Below are 22,700 nucleotides of genomic sequence, written 5' to 3'. Positions count from 1 at the left end.
ATCTCAAGATTGCACGGAGTACCGGATTGCATTACGCAAAAGGGCACAGACCCGTACCGTTAGGATAACCGGCCTCCACCCACCGGATAGGCGTAACGAAGGAATGAAAGGGCATCGACCCGTCGAGAAATGGGAGTGAAAGCCTCCGGAGGTCATGTGGAGCAGCGTGCAGCAGAGCAGTAAAAAGAGGAGCGAAACCTCGCCCCTTCTGTTCCCGCATACGCTTCGGTTGCCGAATTTGACGGTACAAAGCCCCTTCTATCCGGATAGCGATTTATCCATGGGAGAGATCCTGCGAATAAGCGAGCATTCGTGAGAAAACTACATTTTACCGAGGGAGCGTAAACGACCAATTTCAAAAGCTTTCTCTACCACTTATCCTTTAGATTAAACTTCAATGGTAATATTCATTTTTTTAAGCAATGCATTGATCACAGCTAATGCTTCATCTTGCTGTTTGTATTCAGCAGAATAAAATCTAATCATTTCTAAATCATTATCAGTTTGTTTTATGTCTACAAAGATTTCATCAGGTACTGCGATCCAAGATAAGGTATGTTGTAATTCAGAAATACTATAAGTGCCGTCAATAAACTTACGACAAGCTAACCTGAATTCATACAGGCTGTCGTTAATCGGCTTCCAATCAGGATCTCTTTTGTCTTGCTCACTTGGTTTTCTAATATATTGAATTGCATCTTCCTCGCAAGCACCATGACGAATATAATTCCTTTGTGCCTCTATCAAAGGTATTTTATTTGCACCTAAATCATATTCATGTAACTTTTGATAGGGGTCATCTTCCCAAAAACAAACCGTGCAAATGTCATATTCCCCGTCACTAACTAATGTTTTATATCCGCAACATGGGCATGTATGCATTCCACTTTACACCTCAATTGAGTTTTTATTTATCATAAGTCACTTAACCGCCTATTGCACTATACTGCCAGTTAGCTTAGCCTTATTTTACATTGGATCAAGTTCTTGACATCGGTCAATGACAAGAACTTGATCTCATAAAACGAAAAAGCCGCGACTATTGCGGCTTGAATGGGACAATGTTTTTGACTTCCGACATCCACGTCGATCGTCCAGGCGAAGGCCGACTGAGACGGTGAACAGTTTTTCTCTATCGCGATCTCCTTGATTTTATCGACGATCTCTACGTTTGTGTGGAAGTTCTCCCCCTGGAACCGAGGCATCCATCTGCGAAGATCGTCGGCCGCCAAATCATCGAACGTACGAAGTTCGCCGGAGATAAATCCTCTGCTGAGCGGACTGTATGCAACATGAGTGATCCCTAACTCTTTTGCAGCAGGAAGAATCTCATCTTCGATGTCACGGCTCCATAACGAGTATTCGCTCTCCGGCGCGGAAATGGGATGCACGGCATGGGCCCGGCGAATGGTGAAAGCAGAAGCTTCGGAAGACCGAGAGCCCGAACTTTGCCCGCTTTGATCAGGTCGGCCATTGCCCCGACAGTCTCTTCGATCGGAATTTGAGGATCGACTCGGTGCTGGTAATACAGATCGATGTAATCTGTCTTCAAGCGACGGAGGCTATCCTCAACTGCCCTGTTAATGTAATCGGGATGGCCGCTGAGGCTCTCGTAATTGGGGGTGTATGAGAGCTTGGTCGCAATAACAGCTTGCTCTCGACGTCCCTGGATTGCCTTTCCAAGCAACTCTTCGTTCCCATAAAACAAAAAAGCCGCGACTATCGCGACTTTTTATGGCAGCCGATCAGATGGCCAGCTACCGCCGTGTTCATTCTCTTGCCGTCTCATGGCATAGGTGTTAGCAAATTCTTCAACGAGCTTGTCATCCAAAGATACATAACAATGGATGCGATCACACCTGAAAGAATCCAATTATACAGTTGGCGGGGTTTCAGAAACTTCTCAATCAACTTATGCAAGATCAAAATGAGTATCACAGTTATCATGATAAAACCAATTAAAAAAATGATGAGCATAAAAAGCACGTCCTAATCCCATTGCCTGATAAATTCGAATACTCCGTTGTTCGGTCCGCCGATCACGTTTTTTTATAATCAATTCATCGTTCGCGCTTCTTGCCGATCGTCTTCCGGTATCGAGCCAATCCGAACATATAGAGCCCATACGCTACGAACCCGAGCGCCGCTGCGCCGAGCAACCAGCGGCCGTGCGGCTGCAGCGCGAGCTCGGCGAGCGCGTCGTCCAAGCCTTTCGTTTCTTCAGGATCGGAGAAGACGGCGGTGCGTACGAGAAAATAACCGATCAGGCCGAATACGACTCCTCTGGCACACAGACCGAACTTCGCCGTAGCCACAAGATATCGATACATAGCAGGTTTTATTTCATTCAATTTGAATGAATTCGTGAAGGAGTTGCGTATCGCTTTGACGAACTCAATAATCCCGTATATCGCGAAGCCGAGTCCGGCTGCAGCAATTAACGAAGCACCAAGCGGCTGCTGCAGAAGTACGGCTGTCAACGCTTGTTCGCTGTTGTCCGAAGACGGCCGGGCGCCCAAGATCGTTTTCGCTGCATGATAGGTGATTACCGCATAGAAGATTCCCCCGCAAAATCGAGAGGCGCGTACTAGGATTCCTTTTCCGTCCCCTCCCTCGCCGTCCGGATCCGCGAAGGCTTGTACTAACCGCCACGTCGAGAATCCAGCCAGTCCGACGGCAAGAATGAGCAGCAGAATGCCGCCTAACGGCTGCGCGCCGATCGTCTCGATTGCGCCCTTCGTATCCGTCGTTTCCTTTCGATGCCCGATCGCGGTCATCATTGCCAATGCCCCGATCATGATATAAACAGTCCCTTTTGCCAAATAGCCCGCTCTGGCGAACTTATCGATCGCAGGCACCGCTTCGTGAAGCGCCTTTCGTGATTTCGTTCTAGTCGAATCATTTATATGCATATTCTGCTCGTATTTTTCTGTTCTAAGGCCGCTCATCATTCGGCGAAGAGTTTAGCCTTCGCCTTCCCTCCCCTCTGCTTATGCGTCGAACCCTCATTACCCACACGGTCAAACCAGTAAAACATTACCTGCTTTAGCGAGTTCAATTTCCCGATCTGAAAAAATCAGCTTGACTCATAAAATAATCATCCATTTTTTCGATTATGAGCCCTCCGTTATCTTCCGAGTTGCGTTTTACTTGAATCCATTCGATGTCATTCTTAAACTGCTCCCATAGCCTTTGACGCTGCGCCATATCCTTAAATTCCATCACATAATATAGTTTATTTTGGCCTGTCGCATCTATCCAGAAATTCACGACCTTCATACTGATTGGTAATCCAGCACACATCTATTGCGACTGGACCATCATACTTGCCTCTTAAAAAACACAGAGGTAAGGGATACCTCTCCCTTACCTCTATGTGTCATACTCTATGATCTCAAACTATTGTAGCACTATATCCGGTTTTCTTACCTTTATTAACTGCCTCAATATAGCCGTCAAAATAATATGGAATCTCATCTTCTTTGCCGTTCTGAATTCTGCCTTTAACTTTAACGAACGCAAATATAGAAATTGAATATTCAGCCTTACCGGTAACTAAGACAGGTTGGTCTCTATCTTGTACCCAAAAGTACTGGCCTCCATAATTCCTTCTTGCCACTTCAAAGATGTAACTTCCAGCCATAGACGAAACAGAATCCATTGCGTCTTTATCCAATTTATAATTACGTAACTCTTCGAGAATATCGTCTAAAGCTCTCAGCTGTTGAAATGATGTCTTCTTCTAATCGATTTTTCATAAACGCTAATCTCCTCCCGCGTTATATAAATTTCATTCCTCTCCCAATTCACAAAAATCCATCCTCGGGTTCGCCAACATCAAAGCCTAATACCTTTGTCGCCGCCGATTTAAACCTTTCTATCCAAGAATTCCATTCGCTCTTATTCAACTGTGCATAAAATGATAATCCACTTGGTTCGACTGAAGCCGTAATATAAATATCGTCATCTTCTTGTCCATACCAATATGGAACGCCATTTTTATACCCGATCCATCCAGGCATACTTTTATATATATTAGAAATTTTATTCCATTCTTCTTCAGGTAAGTAATATCTAATATTTAGATTGCAATTATGAGAGCTTTTATTAGTCAATGAGTATCACCCTTACTCTACGATGCGTAACCGCCCCTTATTTTACCATTGCGGCGCCAAGAAATCGATAAAAAACGGCCACCCCCTTGGGCGGATGACTGCCCTCGAGGATGGCCGTTCGGTTAATGTTCCGTTACTTCGCTCATTCGGTCGTGTAGCGCCATACGATCGCCAGGTCCTCGATCATGTCGGCCTTCAATCGGACATGCGTGGTGCCGCCTGCCGTCACCGTTTGGACGAAAGCCTCCGGCAGCAGCGCGATGTCGGCTTCTTCCGCATGAAGCGTCCACGTGCCAACGCCGACCGGTTCGAATTCAGCCGACGTATGCGGCGTGTCGCCGAAAGCCACGTCCGCGGACAGCGTCAGTACGGCCGTCTCGTCGTTCGGCGCTTTAAGCGCGAGCTTGAGCGGCTGTCCTTGTCCGTAAGCGCCGGCATCCTTCACGCGCAGGAAAACATCGGCTTTCACGATCGCAGGATTACCGCTGCGGTGGCGGAAAGGCACGTCGAGCGACGTCAGCGGGATCGACAGCGTCTGACCGTCCGCGTTATCCGCCGGGTGCAGGAACCGGTGCCATTCGGCCGAGAAGCGGTTTCTCGCCGATATCGCAAACATCATGCCGGTCTGCGGCGCCTTGCGGACGACCTCGTCCATGACGGCGTTCCGGAAAATGCCGCCGGACGACTTCGCCGAATACATGACATGCAGGATCACGTCGGATACGGTTCGGATATCGAAGCCGTTGGTCTCCGCCGGGAGCTCGATGCGCCAGCGGCTGACGGCGCCCGCGCCTTCGAATGGGAGGTACCGTTCGTCCCGGAGACTGAAATCGAACATGCCTGCGTCATGCTGCGCCGAGCTGGTGACGATCGACTGATTAATGCCGAATTGATCGGTGAAGCGGGCATCGTCTCCTTCGGCCCGAACGTATGCGCCCATATGGAGCGCGTCGTTCACCCGAATGGAGCTTCGCAGCAGCGTCAGCGTGCCGTTCACGCCTGCGAACGGACCGGTTACGCACGGGATCGATAGGCTGACGGATTTGATTCTCCGGTGATAGTGCCCCGGATAATCCAGGTCGAACAACGCCTCCGGCAGCTCGATGAAGCAAGCCCCCGACTCCTTGAGCATGGCCAGCGCCAGCGGGTCCAGCAAAGCGAGCGACACATGCTTCGTTACCTCCAAGCTTCGCTTGTTCTGCTCATAATAGGCCGCTTCCATCCGCTTCAACTCGCCTTGCAGCCGTTCACCCGCCAGCAGCCCTTTCTTCAGGCTGTCCCAATGGCCGCTCGTCACATAGGCCGCATCGGTACCGAGCTCGAACTGGAACGAACGCTCGACCCGCTTCGCCGCTTCGTAAGCAAGCCGGTAACTTTGGAAATACAAGCCCGACGTCTGCGCCGTCATCCACTCATACAGCTCGAGGTTCGTATACTTCTCCCGCATGAAACGGTCGGCCTCGCGCAGATTGCCCATCTGAAGCTCATGCTGCTGCAGCTCCCGCTCCGCCATCGCGAGCCGAATCTCGCCAGCGGCGATTTGCGCATCGATCTGTTCGAGCTCTTTGCCCGCCGCGGCCATTTGCAGCTTCCACTCGTCGCTGCGCCGGTCGTATCCGGCCAGGATGCCGTTGCGCTGCGCCTGATAGCTGTCCTCCGCCGACAAGTACCCGAGGAACCGCGCGAAGGTGGACAGCCCGCGCGAAATGTTGCTGCCGCCGAATTGATACGTCACGACAGGACTCGCCATGCCGGACGAGCCGAGCGTGAAGTCCGGAATTTGCGAGGCGATCTGTGCCGCGATTTCGTATTCGGCCATTTTCTGCGAGAGGTCGTTCGCCGAGGATAGCCGGTACAGCTGCTCCTCTTCGTAAGCGTTCATATACGTCAGATTCTCGTAATAGCGAAGTCTGATCTCGATAAGCTCCCGATTCTTCCGCAAGCCGTCGATCGCCGTCCGCGCCTCCTCGATCGCCTGCTCCTTCAGGCCGCGCATGGCGCCGACGAGCCGAATCTCCTGGTCGGAGCGAAGCAGGGCGAGCGATTCCGCGTCGCGCTTCTCCATCGCCGACAATAGCGCCGCGCCGAACGACCGCACTTCGCCGCAGAGCTCGACAGCCTTCTGCGCCATGACGCCGTACCGATAAGGCGCGAGCGGCGCGTTCGATCGGACGGATGCGCCGAGATCGATGCCGGCCGCGGCGGCGCGGGCGAGCAGCCCCGGATCGATCGCCGGCTCGAACAATTCGAGCGGGCGCGCGACGCCGTCGATGCTCATGCCGTGCCGGATCTTATACAACCGATCGGCTACCGTATCCCAATAGGTGAACAGCCGTTCGTTCTGCGGGATGCCGAAGTAGAGCGCCGTCCCCGTGGACAACAGCGCGGCTGCGGCCGGATCTCCCGGATCCGCGGATTCCAGATACGGCATTTCGTTCTCCAATTGGGTGAGCGCATTGGAGAAATCGTCCAGCAGCGGCGCCAGCTCATTGTACGATTTCGCTGCTGCCGCACCTTCTGCCGGACCGCTTCCGGCCGGGCGCTTGCCGAGCAGCTCGCCCGCCAGCACGTATAGCTGGGCGGCTTCGTTGATCGCTTCCATCGTATCCTGCCGGAACAGGTCGTCCGCCCATGCGATCAAGTTGTCGAGATACTTCGTGAACACCATTTTCTGATAGGCTGCAAGCCGCGTGCGGGCAATCGCATGCGGATTGAACGGATATTTGCGCCAGAAGGCGATCTGATTGCGGAACTCATCCTTCCTCGCGAGCGTCGCCGGGTCCGTTCCATTGTATTGCAGCAGCTCCATCAGTTCCGCGATCGGCGGATCAATCGCCTTGTCGTAGAACGGCCGAAGTTTCCAGAAGCGGTTGGGCGACGGGCCCTGCGAGCCGTCCGTCGGGTTGAAAATGTAATGGAACCACTTCTGCGCCTGCTCGAACTGGCGGTTTTTGGACAACCGGTCCGCAATGATGAGCGGAGCATGGAAGAACAATTCCCAATTGTAGCCCGCATAGGAGCCGGCAAAGGAGAAATCTACATTATCGACCGGGTATGGACCTGCGACGAAAGGCTGCGGTCCGTATTCCGAGCCGAAGTCGTTCCGGCTCAGCCCCTGTGAATCCGGCTTCAACAGAAGTTCGATCCCGCCTTTGTTCAGCCGCTGAATGAATTGCGACGCGTAGGGATGATAGAACGGCGCGAAGCCGAGCTTAAACGTATCGAACAGGCCGGTTCCCCCGATGTAGATGCCCTGTACGGCGTCCGTGCTGCCCGCGTCCGGCTGCAGCCCCATTCGAGCAAGCCTGTCGCCGTCCCCGGACAAGAGATTGAACGACAGCATGGTCGACGGCTTGGCAAAGCCGAAATACGACCGGGATCCGTCCTGGTAAATAAACGGATAATTCGCGAGAAAGCCGAAATAGGTGTAGGGAAACATGATTCGGTAAGGCCTGGGCGTTCTTGCAAACGTATCGTTCTGCCTCTGGCCGACCCCGCCGTAGCCGTATTCAAGAGACGGCAGGCGAAGCGGAACCGAATGATCCCGGCTGACAACGCGCGAATCGACCAGATTCGCTTTTTTCGGTAAGCCGAACATCGGCGGAAGGGTCGGGGTGCTCTGTGAATAAATCTGCTGCGTCTCTACCTTCCCGTTCGATCCGTTCAGAATAAATTTGAACAGTGTCCAATATAACCCCGAATAGCCGTCTGGCTCCTGAAGCGGACTGAAAATACAGCAGTTCACGGTCAGGGCGCCACCGTTCGAATCGTAATTCGGAAGGAAGAACAATTGCTCTTTATTCAGCGGCAGATACGGCGAGAAAAAGTCGATTTTCACGGCTTTCTCCGCCACGGTTTTGCCCGACCATTTGCCGTTGCGATACTCCGACCATGCGATACCCACTTGCAGTACCGTCTCCGTAGGCACGCCGCTAGACGAGCCGCCGTTCGATTTCGCCACATCCTTGTAGATCGGCCAGAACAGTATCAGCCTTCCGTTATGCACGAAGGGAAACAGCTGGTTGCCTTCGATGTCGACGTCGATTTTCTCCCAGGGCGTCCAGTACGACGCGTCGATATACTTTCGATAAAAATACAGGTACGGCGAATTCTGCGTTCGCCCGATGACGTGGACGACATCGATCATCGTGCCGTCGCCGCGATCCTCGTTCTGCACGTGCATGCCGCAGATATCGAGCAGCGATACGCTCTCGAGCTTGTTGAGATAGCCGAGGAAGGCAGTTTCCGCCGTCTCGGGCGTAGCCTCGCCTTGTAGAAATTCCTGCTCCATCTCGCGGAAGAACGGCGATTTGTCGTCCCGCAGGTCGGGCTCCAGCCAATTCTCCGGGTACAGAAACAGCTTGCGATTCGCCTCCCAGGTCCGGTAGCCGGCAAGCGCCTGCCATTCCTTCGCCGCATCGGCGTTGAACACGACGCCCGTCTCCAGATTCATTAGAGAGCGCTGTACAAACAGCTGTACCGACGAAATTGCGAGCTTGATCCGGGAAGTAAGGGGCACGGCGCTCATTTCCACATCGAGAAGGAAGCGGGCATACAGATCGTCCGCATCGTCTATGCCAGGCATGTTGACAAGGAGCCAGGACACAAGCGCATCGCGCCGGCGTTCACGCAGCGGATCGTGAATCTCCTTTGCAACAGAAAGCCATTGAGACCGGTCGTAGCGCGACTTTACCGCTTCCTTCACCGACTGCGCCATAGGCCAATCCGCTTCCGCAAGGGTCCAGCTTCGAGCCGTCTCGACCGGTACGCCGAGCTTGCGAAGGACGGCATCCAGCCGATCCAGCTGCAGCAGCGCCTCGCCGGTCTGGAATTCGTACGGATAGACCAAGCCCAGCCCTTCGGGTCCGGAAGCATACGAGATAAACGCGGTCGACCAGCCTGTCAGCGCGGCAATGTCCGCCTGAATGGACGCCGGTACGCCGCCGGTTTCTCCTCCTCCCATCATGCCGAGCAGCCGCACCAGGTCGCCGGGTTTGCCAGAGAGGCGGGTGCGCCACGCCAACACGCGGTGCATCTTCAGCAGCTGCTCGGCATAGACCGGCGGATTCTCGACCGCATGGAGAGGAAGACGCTGCAGCTCTGGCCAATAGGTCTGGTTCGTACTTGTCAGTACGAATCGGAGCTCATCTGCGCTTAAGGACCAGAGCTGCGCGAATCGCGCAATTTTTCGTGCGAGCAGTACGGCGTCAAATTGCGGAGCGTACTTTTCCTCAAGCACATAATCGTCGCTGTCCGTGAAGATCGGGTCGGTCAGAATATCATACAGCGGCCGTCCCTGCCCGAAGCTGTCCCTCACCGTTCCGATGAGCTCCCGCGACGTCGCTTCGTCGATCCGCAGCTCCTCCGCCAGCCGTTCGCGAAGCACGCGTCTCCGTTCTTCATCGACAAGCAGCTTGGACAGATAACCGGCCAAATAGCCGAAGCGCATTTCGGATTCCCGGTGCTGTCCGAAAAATTCGACGAGCTCGTCGGGATTGACGAATCTGCCGAAATAAGGCACGACGATCTGCGTCCGCTGCGATTCCGTCACGGGCTCTCCGCTCTCGATCACATTGTACATCGGGCCGGCGACGGAGGCGGGGTATACGAGAGAAAGCATACGCATCGTCCATTCGCCGTCGGGAACCGGCGGCGCCGCATAGTCGGAAGCGACCGTTCGGAACGCGGCTCTCAGATTGCTAAGCCAGATCCCCGTACGATACGAGGGGATCGCTCCCGACGCGGGACCGTCCTCAAAGCCGAGCAGCAAATACGCCCACTCCGCGGCGCTAACGCCGGTTGCCTTCATCTCCCGGACCGTCGCCATGAACCACTCCGTCTTCAGCGCGTTATCTTCGCCTCCGAACGGTGGAAAGAGCGAAATACGGGCATACGTATGGAGCTCCGCAGCCGTCAGACCGAGCGTCTTGGCGAGCGATACATAGCGGCAGAGCGCCGACAAATGCTCAAGATTGAGCTTATTGTCCGGAAGAAACAGATGTGCGAAACGCTGCAATTCCTCGGTACCGACGCCGATCGCCGCCGAGACGGCCGACAAGTGATCGTCCAGCAGGGCCGTCGCATCGGCCAACTCGCCTCTGTCAGGCTCGCGCAGCCGGAAGATGTCCGGGCTGCCGGCTGCATCGTTCAAGAACAGCCGCTCATAGGCCGATTTCGCTTCGCCGGGCCACGGATGCGTATCCAGCTTCGTCCACCAGCCGAGCAAGAGCGGGTAGTCGAGCTTTACCGATCGGCGAAGCCGGGACAGCACGTCAAGCTTGACAAGAAACGGTCCATCGAGCTCTGTCGCTCCAAGCGCCGTCATCGCCTTGTCGAGTTCGGTAATCGTCCAACCGAGCCTGAGCCTCAGTCTTGCAAACCGATGGATCCGGTCGAGTGCGGCTTCCGTCAAATTGACGATGACGGTTGCTTCGCCCGTCGAATCCGGCTGGGCGGATTCGAGACGCAGGGAACTGTCGGGATTGATGCAGCGAGCCGACAGTAGCGCTTTGACTTCGTCCGTCGTAAAACCCGAGATTCGCGTAAAGTTCGGCACCCGGCTCAAATAGACATCCCAGTTCTCGTCCACGACGACGTTCTCCGACAGTCCCCAGAATTTCCACGGATCGTAATCGCCCGAAAAAGGAGGCTCGCCGAGCGATCCGGTAACGATCCGCCTCTCGAAGTCGGTCAGGCCGAGCGCTTCCGCCGCGACGGCTTGCGCGTAGGGATCTTCGGGATTGCCGCCTCTCCGCCAAGCCTCCATCAGCTCGCGGCGCGACAGCCGAAGATGGTTCATATAAGCCCGCGTCTGATCGAGCGCCAAGTCATACGGCAATGACCAGGGATAGAGCGCTTGCGAGAGCTTGTCGTATGCGCCGGCATTCATGTATTCCGGTTCGGCCGCGCGCTCCTCGCCCGTTCCCGACGTTTCCTCCGCTACGTCCGCCGTCGCAGGGGAAACTTGGTTCTCCAGAAGTTCGTTTACGAGATCCGCATACGGAAGCGTGACGTTCGTATTCGCGCAGGAAAGCAAGATGCGGCCAAGATCGGGACGCCGTTCGAGCAGAACCGCCAGGGCGTTCTTGCCCGCCGTTCCGGACGGGCGCTTGGACAGAAAATGGAGCAAATCCGCCAAATAGGCCGCCGGACCGTAAACCGACCGGCAGTGCTCGCAATCGCACAAGGCGTTCGAACCGAACAGGTCGTTCCAAGTCGGCAGCACGGTGCCGGTACCGGCCAGGGCGGAAATATCGCCCGCAAGCGCGGCCGGGAACGAGGCCGCTTCGGCTTCCTCGCGATAGCGGGCGACCAGCATGAGCGCGGTTGTGGTCACCTGCGACGCTTTGTCGTAGACGACGGAGGCGGGCCGTTCGCCGCCCAGCGCCTCGGCAAACCGCTCCACGAAGGCGCTCTTACCCATCTGTGCCGCGCCGTAAGCGGAATGTACGCCTTCCTGCAGCATGGCGTCCGCCGCGTCGAAGCTTCCCGCTAGCCGATAGACCCGCTGCAGCTTGCGAAGTCCTTCTGCGAGCTCCAGGTCTTCACCGTCCCGATCCTCTTCCTTCAGCAGCCCTTCTCCGTCCGGGACCGAACCGATGCGGGATGTGAGCAGATTGAAATCGGAACGCTCCTGCAGGTAGCCGCCCATTCTCCGCTTCAGCGGATCGTCCCCGGAAACGAGTCTGCCTGCTGCGAACGCCGTCGGCATCGCATGCTCCAGCACGCGCATGATCTCGGCGGCGGTCTGCCGCAGGCTGTCCGCAGGTTCGCCGGCTTGCTCGAGCAGCTCCGTCCACGCTGCGACCGGCCATTCGGCCAGCTTGCGCAGGGCCGATTGCGGGTCCGAATCGTCCAGACGCTCCAGAAGCGCCTGAACCAGCGTCAGTTTGCCTCCCGTCAAATCGGCAAGCTTGTAGGCGAGCGGCAACTTCTCCACCGCCTTCTTTTCCCGCCACCCGTCCTGTTCGCTCAGCTTCTTCCAGAACGATTCCTCGCCTTCGCCATGCTGCAGGAATAGTCGGGCTACCCCTTTGCGGTCTTCTTCCGCAAGCGGCAGCGTATCGAGCAGCGTTCCGAATGCGGCTCTGTCCTCCTGTTTCCTCTGACCAGGAACAGGAGCAAGCTCTTCCAGCAGGCGGCCGTGCAGCGACTCGACGAAATCGTCCGTCCGCTCGGCATCCTCCCGGCCGATGATGCCTTCCCAAGCCGCTTCTTCGAGCTCCGCCTGCAAGACGCGGGACGGAATGGCGGCAAGGGCGCTAACCGTAATTGCGGCATCCTTCCGGAGAAAAGCATATAGCGGCGCCGGCGCGAGACCGCTCTGCTTCGCGGCTGCCAGCGTTTGTGCATATGCCTTTACGCGGAGGAGCGGTACATCCGCATCGATGGCCAGCAGCTGCAACTCGTCATCGGACAGTTCCTCGCCGGCCGAATCGCCGAGCAGCGGCGCGAGCGCCGCATCCAGTCGGTCGAACTCCGACCGGAAGCCGAGCTCGCCGAGCAAGTCGGCGGCAAGGTCGATCGTTTCCTCTTCTCCGGCCTGATAGTAGACGGGCGACTCCGCAACGGCGCGGCCGTCGCGATTTCGGACCCGGATCAGGACGTTCAGCGTCTCCGGCTGCACGGTATCCGAATCCGCTTGGTAGCGAATTTCATAACACCCGTCCCGGTCGGTCGTGTCCTCCCCGAGATACGTTTCCGTCCGGAACGTTTTCGCGAAGGCTGCGACGACGGCGCCGTCGGCGCTCCGTCCGTCCGCGTAGCGGATTTGACCGGCGATGCGGCGGGTGCCGACCGGCGGCGCCTCCTTGTTTTCATGCATAACGGATTTCAACTCGATTCCTCCCTTGTGCGATTAGAAAAAATTCCAGCCGTAGGTGACCAGCCAAAGTCCCGCAAGAAATGCGGCGTCGTATGCGAGGTATCCCATTCGACCATCCATTGAGTTCTTCACGATATTGGGATTCAGACCCCGCCAACCGAGTTCTGCGAAATAACCGCGTGATTCCATGATGTAAGTCGCAATGCCGCGTCCGGGAATGATCCGTTCCCACCCCGTCGGATCGACCGTAGCGAGATAGCTGAACTGCGGGTGTTTCACCATATCGCTGAAATGCTTCAGTTCATGGTCCACCACCCCTTGGAACGTGGAATTGACCGGATTTTGTACGACTTCCACAGAAGGGTTGAACACTGGGGTTTGCAAACGCATGGGTCCCTTCGTTAAACTCAGGTTCGGCCATGTCAGTCCGTTGGCCGGTCCAAGAGAGCCATTCGGAACGGTTTTATAAGTAGGCGCGAAAGTCGGCTTAGGCGTACGCTGCAAAGCGCTTTTCAGCTGCTGTCCCCATTGCGCGACTTGGGCTTTGACCGTGCTGCCCACCGACTTCGACGTTCGAACCACCGCGTTTGCCGCCGATTCCACGCCTGATTTCACCGCATTGCCCGCAGCCGCTGCGACCTCTCCGATCTCCGCCTTCATCGGCTCCAGCACCGTGCCGATCAGAATGAATCCCTCCGCGCCGTACGTGACCGCATGCAAGGCGGATACGACCGCCTCGTCCGTATCGCCGGCTTGGCGCATCATGTAGGCGCGGGCGGACCATTCGCCTAAGCTCTTGCCCGCGTTGTAGATGTAGTGCGGCGTGTTTACGATGCTTCGCCCGGCTTCTTCGGCCAGCGCGAGCGGCGCCGCCGCTAGAATGAGCACGCCGCTCACGATCCGTTCTCCCGCCGAATTGGCCGGATTTCCCGCACTGGCAGCCGCCTGGTCATAGGCTGCCGAGATGGAGCCCTGCTCCGCATACATCGACGTGTCCGTTCCGGACACCTCCGGTATATCGTAGGCCTTGACGGGAGGATCGTCCTCCGTTTCGCCGGCCATCCCGGACGGGTCGCTCATGGCGACCGGGTTACAGCCGGCATACGCATAGACGTTCGGACCGTCGCCGATCCCGATCGGATCCGCCGCCGTCCATCGGCATAGCCAAGGCGCATAGTAGCGGGCGCCATGATCGTAGAAGCCCGTCTCCTCGTCCCTCTCCTTGCCCGTGTACCGGTACCGTTTGCGCGGGGCTTCCGCTCGGCTTACGGCCTGGTAGGTCGTGCTGCCGTAAGGCGAGTACTCCTCATAGCTGATGATCCGGCCCGCTTCGTCAAGCTCCAGGGCGCAGGATTGAAGCCTCGAGCTCATCGCATAGCGGACGGTTCGAGCCGGCGAGCCGTCCTCGCCCTTCGTGCGGGTATCCACGGAGGCGATTCGCTCCTTATCGTCGGAAATGTGTAGCGTGCAACGCTCCAGCTTGACTTCCTGCCCGTCCCCGCCGTATTCCCGGTACACTTCGACCGTTCCGGCATACAGCCTCTCCTTCTGACGGGTGCCGTTCAGCCGCTCGATCACTTTCCGTATGCGGCGGCCCGAGGAATCGTATACGTACCAGGCTGTTCCGCCTCCTCCAAGATCGACTTTCCGCAGCTTGTCGCGCGCATCCCATAACATGGCGCCCAGATGCGGCATCGACGTCATGCTGCCGTGCTCGTCATAGCCGTACGTTTCCGTCAGGCTGCCGATCGTGCAGCCGGTCAACCGGTTGCCGCTTTCTTCGTAGTTAAACTTACGCTGCCAAGAACCGGATCCCGCTTGATGAATCAGCTGCGTCATATTGCCTGCTTCGTCGTAGACGTAGATTTCGTGGTAATCCCGCATGGCCGCTCCGTCGCCGGGATGAGGCAGCCCCGAACGGGGCGCATCGTCCCAGTTGTACGCCGGCCGGTCCGCCTGGCCGATATGCTCCCGGGCCTTCGCATCCGTGAGCCTGTAAAGCGCATCGTAATTATAATGACAGCCGGGCGAAGCCGGCTGGTTATTGAAGTAAATCGTTTGCTGCGCATCGTCGTGAATCAGATTGACGTTGCCGACGGCATCGTAGACGTATCTGAAATTCTGGAGCGCCTCGGATGACCGAAGCGTCGTCACGCGCGAAGGGCGTAGCGTATCCTTCTCGTACCAGATCGTCGAGCTGACGCCGTTGCCGTACGTAATCCGCTCCCGCTGCCCCTTCGCGTTATGGACGAGCGAGTCGACATAAACCGTCTCCAGCGAGCCGTCACCGATCGGTCGGACCGACAACCGGGCCAGAAGTCCGAGCGAATCGTAAGACGGAATGGTGACGCTTCCGTCAGGCGAGTCGAGGCGAATCGGCCGGTTCAGCGCGTCATAGCGCGTACGGGTAACGAAGACGTCCGGCTCGAGCATCTCGTCGAGCAGCGCAGCCAGCGGGTCGTCCGGCTCTTCCGCCCGCTCCGTCGCGGCGAGCGCCGGCTCGATCCGGCTCCAGTCCGGATCGGATTTATAATCCCGCGACAGCCGCATCGCGGAAGCCAGCGGATTGCCTTTAAAGTCGCAGCCCGCATCCGCCGCGAAACCCTGGTCGACCATGCCGGCGCCGTCGAAGCGCATCCAGACGCGGCCGCGCAAATTGAGTGCGCCGGCTGCGGGCAGCCCGTCTTCGCCGAGCTTTGAATCCGGATGCGATTCGCCGTAGACCGTACGCTCGGCAAGTATTTCCGTCCCGGCGTCGCTTCGCGCGTATACGGCGAGCGGTCTCCGAAGCGCGTCATGCGTGTGTCTGAAACGGAAGCCCCTTCCGTTCCAAGCATAGAGCGGCTTTCCGTCCGCATGCGGCAGCGCGGTCTTGGTTCCGGCGTCCATGACGGTCTCGCGCAGCGTCCTGCCCGTCATGTCGGCTTCGACGACGGACACGGCCCGGCCCTTCGGATCGTACACCCGTACCGGCTTGCCGCCGATGTCGTACTCGGTCAAGGACGCGAAGCGGCGGTCGCTTCCAGATGCATCCTTGCCGTTGTCCGCTATGCTTAGGAAGGCGTGCCCGAGCGGGTCCAGATGTCGGACGAGCGGTGTCGCCGCATGCTTGCCCGCGCGTTCGGCAGCCCAATACTCTTCTGCCCTCACCGTTACTTGCCCCGGGATCGGCGCCCCCGTGACGGGGTCGCGGTCCGGCCAATGCTGCTGCGCCTTGGCCGGGTCCATCCGAACGCCGTACCAGGTGGGCAGGTATTCCGTTTGGTCCAGCGTGCGAAAATAGCGCCCGACGTCGGGATCGTCTGCCGGATTGAAAGCCGGATCGGGCAAGGCGGACGCTTGCCTCGGATCGTACCGAAAAGCGGGATGGATCGTATCGTGCACATCCCAGCGCTCTTCTTTCCAGGCCTCTACGACTACCTTTTCGTAAGAATGGTTGGCGTGCAGCGTCACGGCTGCACGGCCTGCCGGGTCGTACAGCACCGTCGTGCAGACGCCTTGCGCCAGCATTTCCAAGCGGTGCGTACCGCTGAAGAAAGGCTCGAATTGCTTGAAGGGTAGTCCCTTATTATTGCGAATGACCAGTCCCGAGCTTAACCAGCGGCCGGGGCCTCCCTCCTCCTCCGGAGGCGCCGTTTTCTTGCTTTGAATGATGCGGCCGAAGCCGTCTATATACGACAGATCCATCGCAATTGCGGCAAGCTCGCCTTCCGCGTCGCTGTCGTGGCGGTCTCTAGTAACGGTACAGACAGCGATCGGCTGCGGCTCGGCCGACCGCCGCGTGCGGCGATACCGGTCCAGGTCGTATGCCATCGCAGTAGTCGCCCCTCGTAGAAAAGCCGGCCCCGACTCCTGAGGCTCTTCGAAGAGCGCCATGACCGTCTCCGGGTTCGGAGAGGCGTCGAAGCCCTCCAGCGTATCGCCGACGGCTTCGCCGATTTTGCCGGCGACCGCCGTTGCCGTGACGAACCCCAGCGCATCGAACGCGACCGAAGACCGGTTGCCGTTCGCATCCGTCACAAGATAGGGCTGCATCACCCGGTAGTCGATGGCCGCCCGCGTCGCGCTGCCGAGCGAATCTCGGCTTTCCGCCGCCATCAGCAAGTAACGGTCGTAAGCGACCGTCGAAGCGTTTCCTGCGAGATCCATAAATCCGTCTGCCTGGTAAAACCGTTTCTCAGCCTCCGGTCCGAAGACTAGCCTTCCCGAGCGGATCCACCAGCCGCTGCCGCTGCCGTATCGGACATAGCCGCCGTCGTTCTCCAGAACCGCATCGGTTATCTCGTTCGGCAGCCATGCATCCAGCATTCCCGGCGTGATCGAGAGCCTGTAAGTTTCGTAAGGTAAAGCGAGTGCCTCGAGCTTCCCTTCCGGAAGCGGCCCCGATAGATCGTCGCACCGGTAGAGGACGGCGGAAGCGGCAATCAACCTTCTCTGCAGCGACCCGTCCGGCTCGCTCTCGAACGGAACTTCTGCAGCGTCGAACGCGGCCTCGAGTTCGTTTCCTCTGTATATCATGACGAAAGGATCGGGATAACCGTGCAGCTCCCAGCTGCGGGATTCCCATGCCGCCGGAATGCGGTAGGCATCGTCCCTGTCGATTTCGTTCGTGAATGTATTCTGAAGCAGCGTGACGCGCGTCGCCGCCTGAATCGCGCGCTCCTTCGCAGGCAGCTGCGGATCCGGACGGCGGCGGCCATACGCCGCCGCAGCGCTTCGGAGCACGTTGCCGAACGCATCGGTGCGAAGCGTCAGACGGTGCGAGAGACGGGGATCGGTTGCGATACGCTCATAGGCGGCATCCAATGACTCGCGTTCTACCAGCCGGAAGACGGCGGGCCTCCCGCCGGAGCGCGGCTGCAAGAGCTTGACCTCGTATCGGCGCTCCGTCACGGTATAAGGAATATCGCATCGCGCCGTGCCGTCGTCCGCATACGTTTCCGTTCGGAGTACGGCTCCCTTCAGCGCTCTTGCCGCTTCGCGCTGCCCTGCAGCGTCGATCCCCTCCGGCAAGACGGAGCGGGAAAGATACGCGGGACGCTCCGCCGGCAGGTCGGGATCGCGGTAATACTCGCCCGCGTACTGACGCTCGAGCGCTTCCCGTTCAAGAAAGGCTCCGGTGTGAAACCAGGTCCGGGTGCGAACAGGCGGAAGCTGTTGAACATGGTCCGGTCCTCCCGGTTCCGACAGCCGTTCGAACCCGTCCGTATCCCACTGCTCGACGAGCCCGAAGCCGCGGAACTCCCGCTCCTCCCGGTCGTAATAGCCGTGATGATAGGCGTACCGCGACGTAAGCCTGTGGCCGCCGATTTGGTCGGTTTTGTCGATCCGTTCTACAACATGCACCGGAAACGGCAACGACGTCGCCCAAGGTTTTCCTTCCGCTCGGGCCTTCAGACTGAAGGAGGTCGAGGCGGCATAACGGATCGACGTTTCCTGCCCCATGTTGTTGTCGATCCGCGTGAGCAGGTGAGGCTTGGCGCCCTCGGTCAAATCCATGTATCGCAGCGGCGATCCCGCATCCTCCGGCATGGCCGACGACCAGACGAGACAAACGGTGCCCGTACCTAGCAGATCGACGACATCGACCGCCGTGCCGTCATCGCCCGGATGCGGCAGTCCCGCAGCAATGACCGGATCTTTCCAGCCGTTGCCGGAGCCGTTCGTCCAGATCGAGACGGCGTCGTTTCCGAGATAAAGCAAATCGGCTGGACCCGATCCGTCCACATCGCAGAATCGGATGCGGCGGGGATCGAATTCATCCGGCCCGTCGAACGCGGGGGAACCGTCCATCACGATCTTCGGTCCGAACGCGCCATACCCCATGTTCGGCCAGTAGGCGACTTCGCCGCGGCGGACGCGCACCAGGTCCGTTAACCCGTCGCCGTTCATGTCCGCCAGAAACAGCGACTCGGTCCCGTCGGCGAAGACGATCGTAGGACCTCGCTCCTCATCGTCCCACGCCGGTCTGGAAAGCGCAGGCTCGAACCCGAGCTTGCCTGACGATACGTAACAGGTGAAAGCATGCTGCTCCGTCAGCAGCACATCGGGCTTGCCGTCGCCGGTCAAATCCAGGAAACGGAGGTTCGGATCGTTCCAGTCCAGCGTCGGCACGGCTTCGAGCGGCGTAAACGGCCCCCACTCCCCGCCGTTTCGCCGTTCATGATATCCCGGCACCGGGAAGCGGTAGCGGACGGCGTACTGCCCGCCGTCTCCCGCCAAATCCGCAAGCTGCCAGCCGCCGCCTAATTCGGCAAGCGAAGGCTTCAGCGCAACAGGCTGACGTTCCTCGAAGCGGCCCCCGCCGAGATTGCGCGTAAAGTACCATCCCCCCGCCTCTTCGGTCAGCAATCCCGATACCCCGTCGCCCCAAAGATCGGTCCAGCGCGCTTTGTCCCCGAACAGCCCGGTCGGCATCTTTGTTTCCGACGAATCCACGGTCCGAACCGTAAAGTCCGGGACCGCTTCGCTGTAACCGAATTCGAGCGGCGGCATCGAGCGGCTGGCCGCCGTGCCGTCCTGTCTCGCGAGATATCCCGTCCGGACGACGGAAACCAGAACCGAGTGCGTCTCGGCTTCACGGTAGGCGAATGCGTCGGAACGGACGAGCGTCGGATGCTCGCCGAGCTCCTCGAACCGGTGGAACATGAGCATTCTTCGGCACAGCCTAGCGGTTCGAACCTCAAAGCCCGGACGATAGGTGGAGTGCGGGTCGCGCCGGCAATACCACGAACGGATTTCATCCGGCGTCGGCGCCTCCTCGTCATGCTCCCCGTAATCCAGAACGACCGTAAAGAGCCAACCGTCCGGAATATGAGGTTCCCGGTTTCCGTAATCGATCCGTTTCAAGTAACGCCCGGCCGAACGGCTGCGGTTTCGCTCATTGGATGCTTGCCAGTCGATCTGTTCGTCATTCTCCGCTTTATAGGCATACCGTACGATGTTGCCTTTGTCGTCCGCCGTTTCCTCCAGCAGCCATTGGTAGACGCGGCGGGGATCGGCGGGATCGGCAACCCTTCCCGCGGACGACAAGCCGTAAAGGCTCGTCACATTGGCTCCCGATACCGTTTTCCAATACGATTCGCCGCTGTACCGGTGTACCCAATGCTCGATTTTGGCGTAGTCGCCTTCGATTCTCGGGCGGTACCGGTAAACGGCATACTCGCCGGATAGCCGTTTCTCCCGCCCCGCGTAAGGAACAAGATCGTCCCCGCCGGCCAACTGAAACGTATCCGAAGCGCGCTGCCCGAAATCATCCGCTTGTCCGGCCGGTTCGGACGTTTCGGCATTCCGCCATTCGTCGCGGTAGGTCGGCAGGCCGTTTTCCGTTTTGCGCGAGACGGACGGAACCGTCAGTTTCCAGCCGAGCCCGAACGGTCCGTTGCCGGCTCCGGAATCGTACTGCAGCGTCAAGCCCGGCGTCAGCCCCGACCGACCGGGCGTTACGCCGAGCGGAATGCGCATCGTTGCCGTGCCGCTCCATGCCCCGACGGTAGCGTCTTCGCCGATTCCTTTAATCGCGCCGCCGCCTTTGGGCAGCCCGATTTGCGGGAGCGGCGGCGCGCCGGCCGCCGGCTCCGCGGCACCCGAATGCCGAGGTGGTTCGTTGATAGGCATGCGTTCCATTACGGTCCTCCTTTGCCAATAGATGGTGTCGCGACAATTCCATCGTAGAGATTCGAAGGGTATCGCACCAGTGACGGGCCGTCACGAGAATTGTCACGACATTTATGACCAGCCAGGAACTTGATCCCAATTGCGAACGCTATATTTCCCGATAAAACGACAAAAGCATCCCGCGTTAAGCAGGATGCTTGAGTAAACTGAATGTCTTGCCGTATCACTCATCTGCATGGCAGTCAGTGCAGCAATCACGCTAACTCGACTGGGAGGAGCCTTCTGCACGCGAATCAAGTTTAAAACAAATGATTCGATGCCTCTCTCGCTGCATCTATTCCAATAAATAAAAAACCGAGATTTAACTTCTTCAAGGCTGCGCGCTCCCGCCATTCGCGGCGAACAAGTCAGCCGCGGCGAAACCGGGATAGAAAGTATCGAGGATAGCCATGGAACGCACGTCGACTTTGGCGATTTCGCCCGTGTCGAGCAGAATGATAGGTGGGCTCTGCAAAAACGAGCAATTGCCCTGCAGCTCCTCCCTCCGCGTTAAAAGCCCTTACGGACAGCGCCACGCCGTTCGATCCCGGACCGGCGGCGACAGCTCTGATCCCGACCAGGTCGAACCCGGCGAACGCATAGGTTTCCACCGAGCCGTCCGTGACGGTAAACAAATTTTGCGCGTATACGGTCATTGGACCGCTATCTCCGGTGCGAGTATACGTTTCGAGCAGCACATTCGCGTAGTTCCACGATGGGTTGGCTGCGGTAATCACCATTCCAGCCATCCGGCCCGGGCCTGCATTGGCGATTAAGCCCGTATCCCACTTCATATCGACTCCCCCTTCGAGTCATGCTTCACTATCCTATGCCGCATGAAAGGTAAAGGGACAGGCACTTGCGCATCGGTATTGGCTTAGTTCTCCATTCACAACCATCTTATTTCCAGTTCAAAGCCGCTGTAGAAGTCGTCTCGCATCCATTGAACAAAGCGAAATTTTGAATACAATCGTTCAAGGCTGTTCGCAATTGCTTTGTTGGCTTTATGCCATTCTCGAACCAGAAGTTTTTAACAACGAGCGTCCCGGTTTTACGTTCCGCGATGATCTCGGCGCGGCCGATGAAGCTTTCTCCGTATATTAAAGGCAACGCATAATAGCCGAATTTCCGTTTGATCGCAGGCGTGTAAATCTCCCAGGTGTAATCGAATCCAAACAATTCGTTAATCAGCTTTCTGTCCCATATGAAATGATCTAGCGGGGCAATGAGCTCGCAGCGCCATTTCGGCGCAGGATTTTGCAGAACCGCCTCCATAAGCGGCAAGTCCTCCGCGCGGCAATAAAGGATATCTTTCATTTGTTCCACGGCAACGGCAACAATGCGAGCTTCGTGCAACAGTTGGCGGAAAACCTCGTTGCGATGCTCCGCCTTTAACCCCCATATGTTTAACCAGGCATCGGATGCGCGGTTCCATAACAGGCCGACGGCGCCGATTCGACGCAGTACTCGCCACTTGTGATGCTCAAGCTCGCCCTCCAGCGGCTCCGGCGCATTCAGCAGATCTGGGTTTATGTACTTTCCGGCGATGTCGTAATACTTGCGCGTTCCTTTTTTGTGATGGATAATCAATTCGCCCGTCGAGTACATCTGCTCCAGCACAGACCGGGATGAATTGCTTCCGCTGCTCCAGTGAATGGCCGATCGCCAAGCGAAATTCCCATCCAATTTAAGATCATCCGAACTAAGCGCGCCATGCTTTTGGATGTGTACGCGTACTTGTTCCATCAACGCGTCCATTTCGGGATAGCGTTTGGCATGTTGTCGGGCGGCCTGCCTGTAACGTTCAAAATACGGCCAGTCCTCGACAGGGATAATGGCCAAATTTTTGTCGGGATAATCGACAAGAGCTCTATCTTGATACAGCAACTCTGCGAGCATATTCTTGGTAAATCCTTTGATTCGCGACTGCAACACCAGTTCGGCGTTTTTTCCGCAAACATCGATGGGATCGTATTGAATGCAGCCGACCTGCCGCACAAAATCCAATACGCCTTGCTTTTCGTTAAAACGATATTCGCCCAACAATCCGTGCTTTAATAGCAGAAATTGCCGTGCCTGGCGGTTCGTCAATTGGATCATGTACA

The 22,700-nt window shown here is 57.5% G+C and carries 8 protein-coding genes and 2 pseudogenes; all 10 read right to left on the bottom strand.

The genetic code is table 11. The features are described 5' to 3' along the window. Nucleotides 1-633: 633 nt before the first annotated feature. A pseudogene (locus tag BM235_RS32805) lies at nucleotides 634-882 on the bottom strand (CPCC family cysteine-rich protein); the annotation flags it as partial. A 206-nt stretch (nucleotides 883-1,088) separates the two neighbouring features. Next, nucleotides 1,089-1,696, bottom strand: a pseudogene (locus BM235_RS30970) (aldo/keto reductase); the annotation flags it as partial. Nucleotides 1,697-2,060: 364 nt separating this feature from the next. After that, complete coding sequence (locus tag BM235_RS30960) at nucleotides 2,061-2,858, bottom strand: DUF1206 domain-containing protein (RefSeq protein WP_158544148.1); 798 nt, start codon at nucleotides 2,856-2,858, stop codon at nucleotides 2,061-2,063. Nucleotides 2,859-3,054: 196 nt separating this feature from the next. Beyond that, a complete protein-coding gene (locus tag BM235_RS30955) occupies nucleotides 3,055-3,279 on the bottom strand; it encodes an NIPSNAP family protein (RefSeq protein WP_255374683.1) in 225 nt (74 codons plus the stop codon). A 115-nt stretch (nucleotides 3,280-3,394) separates the two neighbouring features. Then, the gene (locus BM235_RS30950) at nucleotides 3,395-3,676 is read right to left on the bottom strand and encodes a hypothetical protein (RefSeq protein WP_199408967.1); all 282 of its coding nucleotides are present in this window, start codon (nucleotides 3,674-3,676) and stop codon (nucleotides 3,395-3,397) included. A 130-nt stretch (nucleotides 3,677-3,806) separates the two neighbouring features. After that, the gene (locus BM235_RS30945) at nucleotides 3,807-4,115 is read right to left on the bottom strand and encodes a hypothetical protein (RefSeq protein WP_090118126.1); all 309 of its coding nucleotides are present in this window, start codon (nucleotides 4,113-4,115) and stop codon (nucleotides 3,807-3,809) included. 142 nt (nucleotides 4,116-4,257) lie between these two features. Then, entirely contained in the window at nucleotides 4,258-12,951 is an 8,694-nt protein-coding gene (locus tag BM235_RS30940) for a Tc toxin subunit A-related protein (protein ID WP_090118125.1), read from the bottom strand. A gap of 21 nt (nucleotides 12,952-12,972) precedes the next feature. Then, nucleotides 12,973-20,565 (bottom strand): SpvB/TcaC N-terminal domain-containing protein, encoded by a 7,593-nt coding sequence (locus BM235_RS30935; protein WP_090118124.1) that lies wholly within the window; start codon nucleotides 20,563-20,565, stop codon nucleotides 12,973-12,975. Nucleotides 20,566-20,963: 398 nt separating this feature from the next. Then, the gene (locus BM235_RS31815; RefSeq protein ID WP_143106762.1) at nucleotides 20,964-21,389 is read right to left on the bottom strand and encodes a hypothetical protein; all 426 of its coding nucleotides are present in this window, start codon (nucleotides 21,387-21,389) and stop codon (nucleotides 20,964-20,966) included. A 106-nt stretch (nucleotides 21,390-21,495) separates the two neighbouring features. Further along, nucleotides 21,496-22,695 (bottom strand): winged helix-turn-helix domain-containing protein, encoded by a 1,200-nt coding sequence (locus BM235_RS30930; RefSeq protein ID WP_090118123.1) that lies wholly within the window; start codon nucleotides 22,693-22,695, stop codon nucleotides 21,496-21,498. Nucleotides 22,696-22,700: the final 5 nt, after the last annotated feature.

This window comes from Cohnella sp. OV330, assembly GCF_900112065.1.
In the GTDB taxonomy this organism is placed as follows: Bacteria; Bacillota; Bacilli; order Paenibacillales; family Paenibacillaceae; genus Cohnella.
The sequence above is the reverse complement of the archived record's forward strand: the minus strand, read 5'-3'. Positions and strand labels throughout refer to the sequence as shown.